The organism is Novosphingopyxis sp., from assembly GCF_965218915.1.
GTDB lineage: Bacteria > Pseudomonadota > Alphaproteobacteria > Sphingomonadales > Sphingomonadaceae > Novosphingopyxis.
Window position 1 is genome coordinate 43683 of the sequence record NZ_OZ244711.1, and the last position, 16669, is coordinate 60351.

Sequence of the window (16669 nt, forward strand, 5' to 3'; positions counted from 1 at the left end):
CTAATCCTGCCTGATCCGCACCGGCACGCCCTTGGACGCCGGCGTCTTGGACTCCCGGTCGTGGTACCAAAGCGGGATCAGCACGTTCATCTCCGGGTAGTAGCCGCCGAGGCAGCCGTCCGGCAGGTCGAACGGGGTCACCGCCAGGCCGGCCAGCTCGCGGTGCGCATCGTCGCCAGCGTCGCCCACCAGGCTGACCTGCTGGCCCTCCCGCAGGCCTTCGCGCCGCATGTCGTCCGGGTTGATTAGCAGCACCATGCGCGAGCCCTCGATGCCGCGCAGCCGATCGTCGTGGCCGTAGATCGTCGTGTTGAACTGGTCGTTGGACCGCATGGTGATCAGATGGAACCGCCCCGGCGCGTCCCCCACGCCCAACGCGCTCAGCGTATCGGGCACGCTGAACTCGGCTCGCCCGCTCTCGGTCTTCCAGATGCGCTCGTGCGCCGCGTTGCCGCGGTAGAACCCGCCGGGCTGGAACATGCGCGCGCTGTAGTCGTGGAACTCCTCGGGGTAGGTCTGGGCGACCAGGTCGCGGACCACGGCGTAATCGCCGGTCCAGCGGTCCCACTCCCATTTCGGGTGCGCCGGCAGCGTCGCCTTGGCCATGCCGGCCACGATCGCGAGCTCCGACAGCAGGTCCGGCGAGGCCGGCTTACGCTTGCCGATCGAGCCGTAGATGTGGCTGAAGCTGTCCTCGATGCTGACCGCCTGGCGCCCGCCGTCCTGCATGTCCTCCTCCGAACGTGCGAGGCACGGCAGCAGGTAGCCGGCGCGGCCCGGGAACAGGTGGCTGCGGTTCAGCTTGATGGCGATCGAGACGGTGAGCGCCAGCCCGGTCCAGGCACGCTCCATCGCGTCGCGGTCGGGGATCGCGCGGACGAAGTTGCCACCCAGGCCGATGAAGGCCTGCACGGAACCGTCGATCACGCCCTGGCAGGCGTCCACCGTGGTGAGGCCGTAGTCGCGCGGCGGCTGGAATTCGAACAGCTCGGCGAGCTTGTCCAGCGGAACCAGGTCGGGCTTTTCGGAGATGCCCACGGTGCGCTGACCCTGCACGTTGGAATGCCCGCGCACCGGCGAGATGCCGGCGCCCTGGCGGCCGATATTGCCGCGCAGCAGCAGTAGATTGACCAGCATGGCGATGCTCTGGGTGCCGTGCACGTGCTGGGTCAGGCCCATGCCGTAGACCCCGATCACTCGCTCGACCGCCACGTAGACCTCCGCCGCTTCTTGCAGTTCGGCGCGCCCGAGGCCGCAGACGCGCTCGATCTCCTCCCAGTCGGCGGCCTCCGCGGCGGCGATGAAAGCGTCGATCCCCTGCGTGTGCTGCTCGATGAACAGGCGGTCGAGCACGCCGGGCTGGCCGGCCTCGCGGCGCTGCCGGTCGACGGCGAGCACGTGCTTGCACAGGCCCATCAGAGCCGCGATATCTCCGCCGGGCCGGACCTGCAGATACATGTGCGACAGGTCGGTCGCGTGCCCGGTCAGCATTTCCAGCGGGCTCTGCGGGTTGACGAACTTCTCCAGGCCCCGCTCGCGCACCGGATTGAAGGTGATGATCTTGCAGCCGCGCCGCACCGCCTGCTGCAACGGATGCAGGAACCTCGGGCTGTTGGTGCCCGGGTTCTGGCCGAAGTAGAAGATGGCGTCGCAGTGCTCGAAATCCTCGAGCTGGCAGGTCCCGACCGGCGAACCGATCACCTTCTTCAACCCCACCGATGTGGTCTCGTGACACATGTTGGAGCTGTCGGGCAGGTTGTTGTGGCCATACATGCGCGCGAACAGGGCGAACAGGTACGAGGTCTCCAGCGACGCCTTGCCCGACGCGTAGAAGACCGCTGATTTCGGATCGACCGCGCGCAGCCCGGCCCCGATGCCGACGAACGCCTCCTCCCACGCGCAGGGCACGTAGTGGTCGGTCGCCGGGTCGTAGCGCAGCGGCGCCGTCAGCCGGCCCTGCATCTCGAGATCGTAGTCGTCCCAGCCGCGCAGCTCGCTGACGCTGTGCTTGGCGAAGAACGCCGGCTCGCACCGGTCGCGCGTCAGCTCCCAGATGGTCGACTTGGCGCCGTTCTCGCAAAATTCGAAGATGTGAGGCTCGGCCGGCTTGCCCCAGGCGCAGGAGGTGCACATGAAGCCCTCCGGCTTGTTCTGCCGCGACAGCGTCTCGAGCACCGCCGGGCTGGCGAGCTCGCGCGCGAACACCTTCGCCATCCCCTTGACCGACCCCCACCCGCCGGTCGCCCCCTCGTAGCCTTTAGTGTCGGTCGCCTTGTCGTTCACGTCGTTCTCTCCGGCCGGTGCTGGGTCTCGATTAACGCGCAGTCCGCCACCAGGACCGACCGGGTTACCTCAAGCGGTGATGCGGGCGGCGATATGATCGGCGACACGCAACGCGTTTGCGATGATGGTGAGCGTCGGATTGACCGCCCCAACCGACGGAAAGAAGCTCCCGTCGGTGACGTAGAGGTTGTCGAGTTCATGGGTCTTGCACCATCGATCCAAGACCGAAGTGATCGGGTCATCGCCGAATCGTATCGTCCCGGCCTGATGCGTTGTCGCGTCGTAACCAAAGGCGCGCCCGACGAACAGCGTGCGATCAAGAAGGTGAGTGGTCATGCCGAAGCCACTGACCTTATTCTGCATCTTTTGGCGGAACAGTTTGTGCGCTTTCAGGTTCGTCTCGAACAAGTCAAGCCTCACGCCCCCATCCTTGTAGTAAATCCGGTTCTCCGGCTTCGGCAGATCCTCCGAGAAGCACTCGAACGAGACGCAGTGATCGGCCATGACGTCAAACGGTGCTTCGGGCAGCCATTGCAAAAGATTGGGCAGGCCTTGGCCCCGGATCATCACGCCATCCAGCTTGCCGAATAGCTGAAAGTTGCCAAGCGGAAACGGAAAGTCGTCGTCGCGATCCGGGTTGCCCAGGTAGTAGTCGTTCATCCCCATCGTTTTCTGATGGCGCGTCGGATTGGGTGTTCGGGAAATCCCCAGCACCAGGGTGATGTTCTGACGAAGGTAGTTGCGCCCGACCTGGCCCGACGCGTTCGCGAGACCGTTCGGATGGATGTCGCTGGTCGAGCGCAGCAACAGCAGCGCCGAGAGGAGTGCGCCGCAGGCAACGACGACGATGTCAGCGCGTGCCTCGAACGGCTCACCATCCTTGGTCCCGACCACGCCGGTGACGACCCGCCCGGTCGCATCGGTTACGAGCCGGTCGATGTCGGTGTTCGTCGACAACGTCAGGTTGGGCCAGTCGCGCAGCGCCGGGTCGACGCATATGACCTGCGCGTCGGCTTTCCCGTTGGTCGGGCATGGGAAGCCGTTGGTGAGTCCGCACTTGATGCAAGGTGAGCCAGGGGCCGCGTGGCCATGCTCGTCTTCGGTCAGGAGCACACCGGTCGGTAGATGGAAGGGATGCAGGCCTTCGCGAGAGAGACTGTCCGCGAGTTCCGCGATGTGCGGCTCATGGGAGACTGGCGGATAGGGGTATGGTGTGGTGGTCCACGGCTCCGTCGGGTCCTCCCCTCGCTGGCCGTGAACGTGATAGAGGCCCTCGGCCTTCTGGTAGTAGGGCTCGAACTCGTCATATCCGACAGGCCAGGCTGGAGAGACCCCGTCGGGGTAGCGAATTTCGCTGAAATCCTGTTCGCGCAAGCGGAACAGCACACTTCCAAAGAACTTGCTGTTGCCACCCACGTAGGAATACATCAATGGCTGGACCTTGCTTCCGTCCTGGGCGGTCCACGTTCGTTCGGCGACGTAATGGCCGTTGACGAAACGTTCACTTGCCCAGTTCTCCGGCTCTCTCTTTAGGTAGCATCCTCGTTCGATGAGCAAGATGCGCTTGCCGGTCTGCGCGAGCCGCCAAGCCATCCCTGCTCCGCCGGGTCCGGAGCCGACAATGATGATGTCATATCGTTCGCCGCCCATAGCCGCTCCTCTGATGACGACGCTGGCAATCAACGTCTGAATGCGACCAGTCCTTCACGCCTCGCCGGGTAAGCCGAGCTGGTCTGGTCGACATTCAATCTGAACAGGTAAGCTGCTGCGGAGTGCAGCGTCTTATGCAAATAGCACACAGCTTTTGATTTCTGGCCGTTACCGGTCGAGCCTCCTCATGGCCTGATCTGGCCGCAGGACGGCTGACGCCTCGATCGCCTCTGCCGCAATGGCGACCGGGTGGCTATTTTGCGCCGGCGCGAGTGCCGTTGCATCGCGAACCAAAATAGCCGCTCGGCCGCCATCCTTCCGCTCCGCTTCGGCCTGCAAGCGCAGGTGCGTCGTCGATCGCCATCAGAGGCCGCGATGGGCGCGGTCACCACCTGGAGCACTACGTGGCCGGCCTCGCACCCGCCCCATAAGCTGCAGCCGGCGTCTTGCTCGCTTTGCGTAACATGCTCATCATCCCGCCATGCCGCACGTCATCGTCGAGTATTCCGCCAATCTCGAGCCTGACCTGTGCCCGACGCGTCTGGTGCAGGCGCTTCCATCGAACCGCGCTGGACACTGGGGTATTCCCGATTGGGGGATTGCGGACGCGCGCGGAGCGACGTGACGTGTTCGTTGTCGCCGACGGGAACCCGGATAACGCATTCGTCGCCGTCCTAGCCCGCATCGGCGAAGGCCGCGAACCGTCGACCCGGCTCGCGGTCGCGCGCGCGCTGATGGCGACGCTGGAGGCCGAGACGGCCGCAGCCTTCGCGTCCCGCGGGCTCGGGCTGACCGTCGAGGTGCAGGAGATCGAGCGGGCAGAAGGTGGAGATGTATTCGAGGAGGCGTCCGAACGGGAACATCATCCGCTCGGTACTATCATCCTGCCGGACTTGACCGTTCACCCGGGTGGTGACGTGGAAGATGACGGCAATTGGTGATTCTGCTCCTAGCGGTATGCCGTAGCCGTGCTGATTAACGCCTTGGCGTGCCGTATGGGCTGACATGACCCCACATGACCGGCAGATAGTTGTTCTGGAGCGGGCAGATTGGATGACCTGGCTCGAGCTGTCGCGGCCGGAAGCAGAACTGCTGCAACCCTTGCCCGCGGGCAGCCTGCATGTCGAACAGGTGCGGTAAGCCGACACGGGGTCACCAAGCCCTCCCCTGCCGGTCAGGACACGCCCACGCTGCCTCCTCATGGCCTGATCTGGCCGCAGGACGGCTGACGCCTCGATCGACTTTGCCGCAATGGCGGCCGGGCAACTTTCTTCCCCTGCGCTGGCGCGCATTCCTCGCGATCCAAGAAAGCCGCCCGGCCGCCATCCTCCGCTCTGCTTCGGCCCACAAGCGGGTGCGTCGTCGATCGCCTGCGGCCTGCAGATCGCCATCGGAGGCCGCGATGGGCGCGGTCCCGAGACAACAGGAGAGAGCACCATGGCGACCATCGGCACCTTCACCCGCACCAACGGCAGCTTCACCGGCGCGGTCAAGACCCTCAGCATTAACGCCAAGACCACGATCAAGCCCGCCGACAAGGCCAACGATCGCGCGCCCGACTACCGCATCCTCACGGGGTCTGCCGTGGAGTTCGGGGCCGCCTGGAAAAAGACCTCCGGCGAGGGTCGCGAGTATCTCTCGGTCAAGCTCGACGACCCCAGCTTCCCCGCCCCGATCTACGCCACCTTGGTCGAAGCAGACGAAGCCGGCACGTTCAACCTGATCTGGTCCCGCCGCAACGGCGACTGACCCGGCGCCGCCTCGCATCGAAAGTGCGAGGCGGTTCTCCTCAGGCGCTAAAATCTTCTCGTTGAGAGTCTTACGAATATCTCCGCCCCAAGTCAGCAGCATTCCAAAACACCGCCGCGATGACCGGAGGATCGCTTACCTCGTAAGCGAACCAGTAACGCCCCTCCTTGAGCCAGGCGCGTCCGGGACGCGCGACCTCGCGATAGGTCGGTGAGCTCTCGGACCTGCTGGCGGGCTGTTGCTGAAAGACGGATCAACAGCCCGGCGCGTTGACGGCCGGCGTTTCCGGCTCGGCGTTCATCTCGGCCTCGAGCTCCGCGAGTTGCACATGCAACTCGTCGAGCACCTCGTCCGCCGACACCGTACGGTTATGCGCGATATCGTCGTCCGCTTGTGCGAGAGCATCGATCCACTCGGCTGGCCCTTGACTCTGGTCGCGTTCCATCTCCCCAGTATACGACGCTATCGGCGGAAGTTCCATCGTGATGGGCTCCGTCGGCTGCGCCTGACTGACTTGGACCTTCCCACTTCGCGCCAGCTCCAGCCCGGCGACGAGTGTGCTGGCCAGCGCGGCGCGGCAACGCAATGCCCGCTCCGGCCCGTCAGTTGAACCGGGCGGCAAGAACAGCGCGATCTCTCCAGTGACTCCTTCCGATAGCAGGCGCGTGATCCGCGCTGAGGCATCCGCCACGCGCCAGAGCGGCGCCCGGGCCGGCGTGTAGAATTCCGTGAGGTCCGGCACCCGAAGCACGACCAGGCAGGCCCGGAACAGGTCCGCCACATCGGCCACTCGCGCCGTTCGGCTCGCTTCGGGCACGCCGCGCGCGAACGCGTCGCGCCCGAGCTGCACACGCCCGCCCAGCCACTCAGCCACACGTCGCATCGCAACGCGTTCCAGCATGCGGCGGCGCAGCGCCTCCGCCTCTTCGCGCGCCGACCGGGCCTCGGCCGCATCCGGCGGCAGCAGCAGGCGCGACCGCAACAGCGCGAGCTGCGCTGCCATGCCGAGCCACTCGCCCCAGCGCGACAGATCCGCCCGCTCGCGCGCTGCCAGCCCCGCCTGCAGCGCCGCCGCGAATGTGTCGACGAGCTGTAGGATAGAGAGCTGGCGCAAGTCGACCCGTCCGGCGCGCGCTAGCTCGAGCAGCCAATCGAGCGGACCCTCGAATCCGGACGCGGCCAGTACCGGCGGGCCACTTGATATTGCGTGCCGCGGTGGGTCCTCCCAGGCCGGATCTGGACCGGTCTGCATCACGGAAGATCATAGACCGGGCGCACGTCGAACCGCAGCCCCGGCCAGGCCTCGCGCACCGTGGCGATCGCTCGCCATGGCGTCCAATCTGCTGCCCAGAAGCTGACCCGCAAGGCGTCCGCCTCCTCGGCCGGGCGCAACGCCACATGCCGCAGCGCCGCCGTCGTGCCCCAGTGCGTCCATAGCCAGGCGAGCGCCTCCGGATCATCGGAGTCAAGACGCAGCAAGTTGCCCGGCACCGGCACCAGCGCATGCAGGTCGAACGGACAAGCCCGGCTGCATCCGACCTGCGCCACCGCTCGCGCATGTCGCCGCCCGACCGCGTCGCGCAACTCGCCGGCCAGCAGCCGCGCTCCCTCGAGCGATAGACTGCGCTGCGGCGAAGCCGCCAGACGCAGGAACGCGTCCTCTTCCACCCTGTCGAGATTCAGCGTCCAGGGGATCACCCCTGCCCCGGCGGCAGCATCTCGGAACGCGGTGAGCGGCGCCGAGGGCCCGGTCACCGTCAGATGGTGGTACAACCAATCCGTGTGCGCTGGTACGAGCGTTTGGACGGCGGCGGCCGTCACGGTCCCCGGCGCGCCAGAATTAACCGGATGGCATCGGTGCCGAGCGCTTGCGGCTCGACCGTGCCCCAGCGCGTTACCTTGCGGAACACCGGTCCGTATCTGGTCCCCGATGATCGGAGCCACTCCTCGAGCGCTCGCCCGGGGCACAGATCGTGCCGTGGATTGCGCGGCACGGCGGCCGGGTTGTCGCCTAACAGTCGCACGCCGCTCTCATGAAAACGAAGCCACTCCGCCTGAAGACCGACGATCGGGCCACGCGACAGACCATGGGCCAGCAGCAACAACAGCGCTCGGTCGCGCAAGCCGGCCAGATCGCGCGGGCACCGTTGCGCCATGGCCATCAGGGTCGACGTACAGAGCGGCTGCGCCCGCCTGGCTCGCCCGGCGATCGCCCGGGCCTGCTTCAAGGCAAACCGAACGACCGGATCGCCGCCCGGCGGGGGGAAACCAAGTTGCCGATGACGCTGATCGATAGCCGCCAGGCGGCGCTGAAGCACCGCCCGTCCTGATGGCTCCCGCTGCAGGAAGAGCGCGACCAAGTCGGACGTGGCTGGCAGCGCGGGCTCGCCGCTTTCGGCGCAGAACCGGGCAAAGCGCGCCCAATCTCCCGCATAAAGCCGAACCGTCTCCGCCGCATGCTCGCACTGAACCGTGCCGGGTCGCGGGCCAGGATCGTTATCGTCCGTGGCCGCCGCCGCCCATTCCCGCATGCCGCCTACCCTGCTGAGAAAGCCCCCGAAAATCTGGCACTAAGCCGGGATTAAGGCAAGTCGACTAAGGCGTGGTAATGAAAGTAGGCGATGCGGCATGATTCCGGTATGTGAGAACATTTGTTCTGGCGCGCGTCGCCAGCCCGCCGAACTCCTTGGCGCCGACATTCCGAGCTTCTCAATCCGACCTATCGGCCACCTCTGCAAACGGTCGTTTCCACACGCATCCTTCAATTGTAAAACAGCACCGCTGAGCAGGATCGAACGGCATGGCGCCCGCAAGAACGGCCAAACTCCCCTCCCCCGGCCGACTAATCGGCTACGCGCGCGTCTCTACCGAGGACCAAGATACCGATCCTCAGCTTGACGAACTCCGGGCTATCGGCTGCAGCACCGTGCTTGAGGAACACGCCTCCGGCGCGGACCGCAGCCGGCCCATGCTGGCCCGTTTGCTTCGCGAAATCCAACCTGGCGAGACCCTGGTTGTGGTCCGGCTCGACCGCCTGGCCCGCTCGGTCAGCCATCTACTCGCGGTGATCGAGCAGTTGGAGGGGAGCGGCGCCCATTTCCGCAGCCTGCGCGATCCGATCGACACCACGACGCCGCAAGGTATGTTCTCGCTCCAGGTGCTCGGCGCCGTGGCCCAGCTCGAGCGGGCGCTGATTGCCGAACGCACTAAGGCCGGGCTGAGCGCCGCCCGCAGCCGGGGCCGAGTTGGCGGTAATCCCGGGCTGCGGGCCGGTGACCCGGACGCGATCCGCAAGCTGCGGGCGAGGCGCGACGCCGGATACCTGGCCGACGTGCTAGCTGGGCTTGATGCCTGGCTGCCGACGATACGCCGTATGCGCCCCAACCAGCCTTGGGGCGACGTCGTGCGGGTTCTCAATCACGACTACGACAGTACCTGGACGGTGGAGCGGCTCCGGCGAACCGTGCGCCGGCTCGTGACGGAGGGTATCATCGAGGCAACGTTGCTCGAGCGCTCGCGCCGTCAAAACGGTGACGACCGTCTTGTCAGGCTCATTGCGAACATTGCGGCCGCTGCGCCGGACCGCACCCTGCAGCAGATCGCCACCCAACTCGAGGCGATGCGAGAACGTACGCCACGTGGTGGCACGCGCTGGCATCCCTCCTCTGTCAAGCACCTGCTCGCTCGGGCGCAACGGCTTGGGCTAGCGAGCATCACTCCCACGCAAGTCCGGACTAATCTCTGGCGATAGGCGCGGGCAGAGGAAGCACCAGCGTATCCCGGCGTGCCACGCCTCCGTTAATCGAACGGCTAGACAGAATGCGAGGTGTGGATGACAGCACCGCTCCCAGGCGCACTCTCGTTGCAGCCCCGCTGGCGGACGGTCTGCTCAGCGTCGTAGCGGGAGGCGAGAAGCAGGATCCGCCGGAGCCGGCTCGCGCTGCACCCGCATTGCTGCTTTGGGATGGACCGCACCCGCACGCACCTGCCGGTCACAATGCCTCTCTCGTCGCGATACTCCCCTGTCCTTCCGGACACGCCCATGCCGCCTCTTGATGGGCTGATCTGGCCGCAGGACGGCTGACGCCTCGATCGCCTCTGCCGCAATGGCGGCCGGGCGGCTATTTTCCGCCGGCGCGAGCGCCTTTGCATCGCGAAACAAAATAGCCGCCCGGCCGCCATCCTCCGCTGCGCTATGGCCTGCACGCAGGTGCGGCGTCGATCGCCTGCGGCCTGTCGATCGCCATCGAGGCCGCGATAGGCGTGGTCCCGAGGGACAGACAGGAGAGCACCATGGCGACTATCGGGACCTTCACCCGCTCGGCCGGCGGCACCTTCACCGGCGCGGTCAAGACCCTCAGCATCAACGCCAAGACCACGATCAAGCCGGCCGACAAGGCCAGCGACAAGGCGCCCGACTACCGCGTCTTCGCCGGGTCTAGCGTGGAGTTCGGCGCCGCTTGGAAGAAGACCTCCGGCGAGGGCCGCGCTTATCTCTCGGTCAAGCTCGACGATCCCAGCTTCCCGGCTCCGATCTATGCCACCCTGGTCGAGGGCGAGGAAACCGGCAGCTACAGCTTGATCTGGTCCCGCCGCAACGGGGACTAACCTGGTTTGGCCCCGTGCCACCGCGCGGGGCCGCTTCCCTTGCGCTCCACTGGCCACCCTGACCAGGCGGCATTCAGATCCGCTCCGCCGCCCAACCCGGCGGCGGTCCCATGCAGGCCGATGCTGTGAACCCAGCTACCAGGTAGACCGGAGCCAGTCGGCCGCCGCAGCCCCGAACGGGCGCGGGAGAACGCCCCTAGACGGTAACGCAGCCAGTCGGACAGACGGTGCGTGATGGCGAAGTCGGGCGGATGCGCTCGGCCAGCGTGGATTTCTTAGAGGAACAAGCAAGAACAACGGGCGCGCGAGCCGGTTACCTCTCGTCCCCTGCCCTGCCCCGGGTCGATCGAGACTAGGGGAGCGCCTTCACTGCCCTTCCATCGTAACCGGCGGCCAAGGTCGAACTGCCTCAACACCGCTACGCGCCGCTGGGCGGCTCCGGCCCGTCCGCCACGCCAGGACAGGACCGCGTAGCCCGCAAGGCGGTGCGCCTCGCGTCCTCCGCAGCCCGGCCCCGCTCGCGCACAGGCCTCCGGTGCTGACCCAGTCCGAGGGCCGCCGGGTCGTGCTGAGCACCAGCAACGGGCTGGGATCCAGAGGAGCAGCGAGCATGACCACGATCCGCACCGGCACCACCCTGACCAACCGCGACATCCGTCGGCTTGAGCGCCACGGCTATGAGATCCTCGCCATTGAGACCCGCCAGGTGGATGCGGGACCTCGGGAGACGATTATCTGGGGACGCGAGGACGACCTTGGCATACCGGAACACTCCTTGCCCTTCTGACGAGCGGTGCAGGGCCGGTCCGCAAGGGCCGGCCTTTCGTCCGGCCGCCGGGAACCCGCGAAGAATAAGGATTGTAAGCAATCGCGCTTATGCGGCATCCTGCCATCCGGACAGGATACCATCCGGTAATCCCATAATCTGGATTGACGCATGAAGATCGTTGCAGTCGTGTCGCAGAAGGGAGGCGCCGGCAAGACGACACTGGCGCTGCACATCGCCGTCGCTGCCGAGCGCACGGGTTTGTCGGCGGCGATCCTGGATATGGACCCGCAAGGAACGGCCGAGCGATGGAGCGAATGGCGCAAGGAGGAACCGCCGGCGGTCGTAGCGGCCAAAGCAACCACGCTCAACCGCCGGCTCGAGCAGGCGAGGGCAGGGGAGGGGGATCTGGTGGTGATCGACACGCCGCCCCTGGCTCAGACCGAGGCGCGTGAGGCTGCCCGCATCGCCGACCTCATCCTGATCCCCTGCCGGCCCTCCGCGTTCGACCTCGACGCCATCCGCATCACGGCCGACCTGGCGAACGACATCCGCAAGCCGGCCTTCGTCGTGGTGAACGCCGGGCCGCCGCACGGAACGGCCGTCTACAAGGACGTCGCCGAGACCGTAGAGCGCTTCGGGCTGCGAGTGGCGCCGACACGCCTCGCGGAGCGCGCAGCCTTTCGGCATGCCGTCCGAGAAGGCAAGTCGGTGCAGGAGCTGGAGCCCGATAGCCGGGCGGCCGAGGAAGTCGCGTTGCTCTGGGAATGGATTGCAGGACAACTTGGCATCCCCCAATCCCGCAATCCGGCAATCCGCACGAAAGCTGAGGCATGAGGAAGAACGTCTTCTCGAACGTCGCAGAGCGTGAGCCCAAGACTGCAGCGGCCCCGCCCTCCGTCGCCGACACTCCGCAGAGCTATCCCAAGCATCGCCAGGGCAAGAAGGCCCTGATCGCCTACTTCTCGCCTGCGGTCAGCAAGGCACTGCGGCAGATGGCCCTCGACGAGGATTCCACCATGCAGTCCCTGCTCGGGGAGGCGATTGACCTTCTCATGCGGGATAGAGGGAAACATCCGTTTGGGGAGCGCTAAGCGTGCCTCGCGATACCCCGCGACCAGACTCCACACAGCGACGGAAATCCGACTCGGGAGCGGGCGCAAGCGTCAGGCGCGGCACGTGGCCAGCTTTTATCCACAGAGTGGCCGTGGAGTCTGGTCGCAGCCTTTGTGGAGTCTAGACGCGCGACTCGTAGTTATCCCGTGGAGTCTGGTCGCACACACTAATAGTAAGAACAAATAATCCTTCAAATAGCCTGCGCGACTAGACTCCAAATTGCATTAGACAGGAAAAGTGGGCCATGAACCTGATTATGGCTGAAGTGCATCGATTGATTGCGCAGAAGGGTGTCGAGGAGGCTCGCCGACAGGCGATCACCAAGCACGAGCGGGTGATCGTCGAGGCGGCGTACCAAGTTCTCAGCGAAGAGGCCGACAAGCTGGGGTTCACCTACTCCGGCTTCGCCCTGACGTCGCTTCCGCACAAGCCGCAAACGGACATGGTCTGGCGTCGGGAAGGTCATAATCTAACGATGCTGGTCCAGAGCGGCGTCGACCGGTCGGGTGCGGCGCTTGGCGTTCCCTACGGCTCCTACGCGCGCTTCATCCTGCTGTTCTTGCAGAGCGAGGCGATCAAGACCGGCAGCCGGGAGATCGAGCTGGGCCGGTCGATGCGTGTTTGGCTCGGGAACATGGGGCTCTCGATCGGCGGAACGACCTATCGGCTCGTCAACGAACAGGCCCGGCGGATTTCCGGCTGCACACTGACCTTTTACGCCGATCGCGACCACAAGGAGATCATGCGTCGCGGCGGCTTCGTCGATGGCGCAATCACGATGGCGGACATGGCGGGAGATCAGCCAAGCCTCTGGCAGGAGCGGGTGCTGCTCAACGAGGAATTCCATCGAGCGCTGCAGAATCACCCCGTGCCGCTCAGCGAAGCCGCGCTGCGAGCGATCGGCCCGCGGAGCATGGTGCTCGACATCTACATCTGGCTCGCCTACCGCCTGCACGCCTTGAAAACCGACGTTGAGGTATCGTGGCCGTCGCTCTACGCTCAGTTCGGCGCCGGCTACGGGCGACTTAGAGATTTTCGCGCGGGTTTCCTGGCAGGCCTGGAACTCGCCGTGGCCGTTTATCCTGAAGCTCGTATCGGACTTGACGATCACGGGGTGGTACTAAGGCCATCCCGACCGGCGGTCGCCAAGTCTTAAGCCGTGTGGAGTCTGGTCGCGCTTCTGGATGGTAAACGCAGGACTGCGCCGGGCCTGCCCTGGCTGATTGTCGCAGAAGGGTGGACAGCAGACGTAGCCAGCGGCGTCTCGCCTGTTGTCAAAGCTAGCCTGGCGTAGCTACGTCCGCATCTTGCGGGATAGTTGCTTTTTGGCATCGAGTCATTCAGGTTGAACTTGCACCGTTTGGAGCGGCATTGATGAGATGGATGGTCCCTGTGATGCTGACTGTGGCAACCACGCTCTTCCTGAACAGCACGACCGGCGCGCATGCGCAAAAACCGCCTGACTTGGTTCCGATCTTCAATCTGACGAACGGCTATGACCGGATCATGGTCAATAACTGTGCAGCTCGCAGAGAAGGAACCTTTAGTCGCGGCTTCGGTGATTTGGGTGTGTTGGGTTACTGGGCGACCAAGCCAGGACCGGGCCTTGTCAGGCTCTACCAGTTCGTAGGCGGTAGCCAGCATGTATATAGGCAAGACAACGGACCATTAAATGTCGGGTTCAAGAAGGAAACACCCGAGTTATACGTCAGCGCGGCGCAGCAACCAGGAACCATCCCCCTGTGGGAGGTTTGGTTTAACGGGAGTGACAGGCACCGCGAGTTCGTCACCAGCCCGTTACCCACCGACCAAGTAGGCGGGCCGGGGCGTTCGGTGACGCTTTTGGGCTATGTATGGGACGACAAGACCGACCCTTGCCCAACTCCGCTTCCAGTCTGGGAAGGGGTATGTTCTTGCAACGTTAGTACTTCTGATTTTTCTTGCCACGGTAGGTTTACTCTACAGGCACGAAGTCTGGGTGCTCTTCGGGAGTTGTGTGCCAGCCGTACCGCAGGTCGTGGCGGGCTAGAGTCGTCAAAGCACGTGCAGTAAAGTTCCAATCATTTCCTCGCCTTGAGCTTTCAGCGAACGCACCACATGACCATGAGATCAAAAACTAAGCTCTAACAGGCCCTTAGCTTTGCGTCCGTTATCTGCCGAAGAGGCGCCCGAGGCTGCCGTTCCGCTCCTGACCAAGGTCGGTAGTTTGCGGAAGTCTGCAAAGTATCGAGAGCGGCGGTAGCAGCGCTCGCTCTGTGCTCACGGCTTGGCGCAAGACGGACCCCTGACCATGTCGTCCGCGCTGCAAGAGTAAGTTGCTCCGTTCCGGGCTGTCGCGGTCCACCTCACCTCTGTCGCGCCGCGCTGCACGTTCGAGATGCCTACGCTCTCCGGCGAGGTGTTGTTGCCGATGAGTCTGGCCGACGCGCGTTGGAGGTTGTCTGTCGAGCTGGCGCACCCTGCGAGAGCTATTAGACTTGCCCCGCACATCGATCCCACCTGCCACCTCGTTCGCATGTTGATACCTCCACACAATAGAGACTTGCAGCCGCTGTACCGTTCAGCGTCCTGCCATTCCCAGGATGCTCGCTTGATCGAGCCTGATCCAGGCGGCGCAGATACGTCCCATGCCGTCGGGCGCTGGCTGTATCGTCTCGCCTCGACAGGACGCGGCGACCTCGCCAGGTCGCACCTGCAAAGTGATGGCGCTCCCGCGCGCACCGAGCCAGTAGCCCCCGCCCAAGGCCGCGAGGATTAGAGCTGCCATCCCTACGCCCGAGATCAACATGGCGCGGGCCACGGCTCCCCGCGCGAACCGCCATGCCTCAGACTTGACGGCGGCGCTCGCGAGCGCGCCGACCCGTTCAGCCAGCACGCGCTCGGCGTCGGGCGAGAGTGGCCGGGCGGCTTCCGCCATTACTCCGGCCACTTCCGCCGTCCATTCGATGAGGCCACGACTCGCGGCAAGCACGGGTTCGATGGGATCCCCCGGCTTGATTTCTGCCCCACGGACCGCTTCGTCATGCCGGGCAAGCTGCTCGGCTGCTGCCCGTCGGATGCGGTCTGCCGCCGTTTCGTCCATTGGCGCCGGGCGCGTTACCGCTCTTTTCGTCTCGGCCACGCCGGCTACGGCAGCCATGGCGATACCCTCTCCAGCTCTGCGTGGAGGCGCCGCCGGAAGGTTGCGACCATTTGTCGGTGCGCCAAACCCAATGGCGAGCTGCGCGCCATTGCCTGCTCGAAGCTCAGCCCCGCATCGTCCACCAAGTTCATGCACCCGAGCGTGGGCACCACGATCTCGCGGGCGCCTCGTGCGATTGCTGACCGATAGATCGGGTTTCCCCGCACACGCCGGAACACCACTTCCGCCGGGCGGGTGTCGCCCACGGGACCCGCGTTCAGGGCTAGGATCGTGGCGGCCGGCGTGAACAAGCCGTCGCCCTCCGTGCGCTCGAGCACGGCCAGGTCGCTCACGGTCGGCAGAATCAGATGGATTGCGACCGGGTCGATTGCCGCGCGGGCATCGGCCAGCATAGCGACGATCTCGCGCTCGCGAGCGTAGTCTGGGAACACCAGATCGCCGCCACCCATGTCGAGCACACGCGAGCGGCCGTCGCCTTCCATCTCGGACACCTCAGCGTCGAGCCACGCCTTCACGGTCGTATCGTCGGCATAGTCGGGCCGTCGCACGCGCCGGGCTGAGGTTCCTGCTGCGTCGGTTTCGGTGAATAGACTTGCCAAGTAGGCGTCGTTCCGGTCGCCATCGAGGATAAGCGGGTCGCGACCTTGTTCGCGGGCTCGCTCCACGATGGCCCGGCCGAGCAGGCTTTTGCCGGAGTTCTGTGGCCCGAGCAAGACTAACAGCTTGGAGGAGACCGGTTTCGGCTCCAACTCGATGACGTTCTCGACCGTCGCTGTCTTGGGCATTGTTCCTTCCTCCTACGTCAGGTTGCGCTTCTTGAGCGGCGGCATTCTCGGCCGATTGTCGGCGAGAGGCGGCAACGCGGGTGGTTCGCCGGGCTGGCGAGCCGGAAGGGGAGGGGAAGGCTGGGCCATGGCCCACACCCCTTGCGGCATCACACTGCGGCTGGACGTCGGCGAGGGTGGCGCCGCTATTGCCCCAGCCTTTACATCCCGCCGCACACGCCACCACGCATCGCGGACACCGCGAGCGGTCGGCGGCTTTCCGTCGATGTCGAGAATGCCCTGCTCGCCGAGGAAGGCTGCGAGGATCTGCCAGGCAGGGGCGTTCCTAGTGAACCCGGCAATCAGCTCGTCATGGTACCGACGGAACCAGAGATACACGGGCGAGCGACGGCCATGACCGCGGCCAGTCGCCTGTGCCAGGACAGCGAGGGCGTTTGCAGCGTTCGGAGACTTGCGCATAGGCCAACGATAGGTGTCGGACTTGTGTCGGATCAACTGCCGGACAAGTGTCGGACTAACGTCGCACCAAAGTGGTGGGCAATGGGTTATAGACCAAGGCACCCTAGCGGG

At 65.3% G+C, this 16669-nt stretch carries 16 protein-coding genes and 1 pseudogene; 9 read left to right on the forward strand and 8 right to left on the reverse strand.

Annotated elements, in window-relative coordinates; genetic code table 11:
* Together ACOQPC_RS16370 and ACOQPC_RS16375 are read right to left on the reverse strand one after the other, a co-directional pair.
* Positions 1-2283 (reverse strand): FdhF/YdeP family oxidoreductase, encoded by a 2283-nt coding sequence (locus tag ACOQPC_RS16370; protein ID WP_420608364.1) that lies wholly within the window; start codon positions 2281-2283, stop codon positions 1-3.
* Positions 2284-2352: 69 nt separating this feature from the next.
* Positions 2353-3933, reverse strand: coding sequence for an FAD-dependent oxidoreductase (locus ACOQPC_RS16375; RefSeq protein ID WP_420608281.1), 1581 nt, complete (start codon positions 3931-3933; stop codon positions 2353-2355).
* Between the two features lie 464 nt (positions 3934-4397).
* On the opposite strand from ACOQPC_RS16375, the gene ACOQPC_RS16380 reads away from it, so the two are divergent.
* On the forward strand, positions 4398-4874 hold the full coding sequence (locus tag ACOQPC_RS16380; protein ID WP_420608282.1) for a hypothetical protein: 477 nt from the start codon (positions 4398-4400) through the stop codon (positions 4872-4874).
* Here ACOQPC_RS16380 and ACOQPC_RS16385 read toward each other — a convergent pair.
* Positions 4797-4988: pseudogene (locus tag ACOQPC_RS16385) on the reverse strand (hypothetical protein); the annotation flags it as partial. The gene ACOQPC_RS16380 and the pseudogene ACOQPC_RS16385 overlap by 78 nt on opposite strands.
* On the opposite strand from ACOQPC_RS16385, the gene ACOQPC_RS16390 reads away from it, so the two are divergent.
* On the forward strand, positions 4939-5073 hold the full coding sequence (locus ACOQPC_RS16390) for a hypothetical protein (RefSeq protein WP_420608283.1): 135 nt from the start codon (positions 4939-4941) through the stop codon (positions 5071-5073). The pseudogene ACOQPC_RS16385 and the gene ACOQPC_RS16390 sit on opposite strands and share 50 nt — an antisense overlap.
* Before the next feature lie 297 nt (positions 5074-5370).
* Entirely contained in the window at positions 5371-5682 is a 312-nt protein-coding gene (locus ACOQPC_RS16395) for a DUF736 domain-containing protein (RefSeq protein WP_420608284.1), read from the forward strand.
* Between the two features lie 253 nt (positions 5683-5935).
* Here ACOQPC_RS16395 and ACOQPC_RS16400 read toward each other — a convergent pair whose 3' ends face one another.
* From ACOQPC_RS16400 to ACOQPC_RS16410, 3 genes are all read right to left on the reverse strand, one after another.
* Positions 5936-6796, reverse strand: coding sequence for a hypothetical protein (locus ACOQPC_RS16400; RefSeq protein WP_420608285.1), 861 nt, complete (start codon positions 6794-6796; stop codon positions 5936-5938).
* A 137-nt stretch (positions 6797-6933) separates the two neighbouring features.
* On the reverse strand, positions 6934-7437 hold the full coding sequence (locus tag ACOQPC_RS16405) for a hypothetical protein (RefSeq protein WP_420608286.1): 504 nt from the start codon (positions 7435-7437) through the stop codon (positions 6934-6936).
* A gap of 62 nt (positions 7438-7499) precedes the next feature.
* Positions 7500-8213, reverse strand: coding sequence for a hypothetical protein (locus ACOQPC_RS16410; RefSeq protein ID WP_420608287.1), 714 nt, complete (start codon positions 8211-8213; stop codon positions 7500-7502).
* Between the two features lie 269 nt (positions 8214-8482).
* On the opposite strand from ACOQPC_RS16410, the gene ACOQPC_RS16415 reads away from it, so the two are divergent.
* The 6 genes from ACOQPC_RS16415 (at position 8483) to ACOQPC_RS16440 (ending at position 13328) form a co-directional block, all read left to right on the forward strand.
* Positions 8483-9433, forward strand: coding sequence for a recombinase family protein (locus tag ACOQPC_RS16415; protein WP_420608288.1), 951 nt, complete (start codon positions 8483-8485; stop codon positions 9431-9433).
* A gap of 542 nt (positions 9434-9975) precedes the next feature.
* Positions 9976-10290 (forward strand): DUF736 domain-containing protein, encoded by a 315-nt coding sequence (locus ACOQPC_RS16420; protein WP_420608289.1) that lies wholly within the window; start codon positions 9976-9978, stop codon positions 10288-10290.
* Positions 10291-10900: 610 nt separating this feature from the next.
* A complete protein-coding gene (locus tag ACOQPC_RS16425) occupies positions 10901-11077 on the forward strand; it encodes a hypothetical protein (protein ID WP_420608290.1) in 177 nt (58 codons plus the stop codon).
* Between the two features lie 150 nt (positions 11078-11227).
* Positions 11228-11893 (forward strand): ParA family partition ATPase, encoded by a 666-nt coding sequence (gene parA, locus ACOQPC_RS16430; RefSeq protein WP_420608291.1) that lies wholly within the window; start codon positions 11228-11230, stop codon positions 11891-11893.
* The gene (locus ACOQPC_RS16435; protein WP_420608292.1) at positions 11890-12150 is read left to right on the forward strand and encodes a ribbon-helix-helix domain-containing protein; all 261 of its coding nucleotides are present in this window, start codon (positions 11890-11892) and stop codon (positions 12148-12150) included. Before parA ends, ACOQPC_RS16435 begins: the two co-directional genes overlap by 4 nt.
* 266 nt (positions 12151-12416) lie before the next feature.
* Positions 12417-13328, forward strand: a complete 912-nt coding sequence (locus ACOQPC_RS16440) for a replication protein RepA (protein WP_420608293.1) — start codon at positions 12417-12419, stop codon at positions 13326-13328.
* 1404 nt (positions 13329-14732) lie between these two features.
* Here ACOQPC_RS16440 and ACOQPC_RS16445 read toward each other — a convergent pair.
* Positions 14733-15311: a hypothetical protein gene (locus ACOQPC_RS16445; protein ID WP_420608294.1), complete on the reverse strand. Its 579-nt coding sequence runs from the start codon at positions 15309-15311 to the stop codon at positions 14733-14735.
* Entirely contained in the window at positions 15299-16099 is an 801-nt protein-coding gene (locus tag ACOQPC_RS16450) for a hypothetical protein (protein ID WP_420608295.1), read from the reverse strand. Before ACOQPC_RS16450 ends, ACOQPC_RS16445 begins: the two co-directional genes overlap by 13 nt.
* Positions 16100-16669 lie beyond the last annotated feature (570 nt).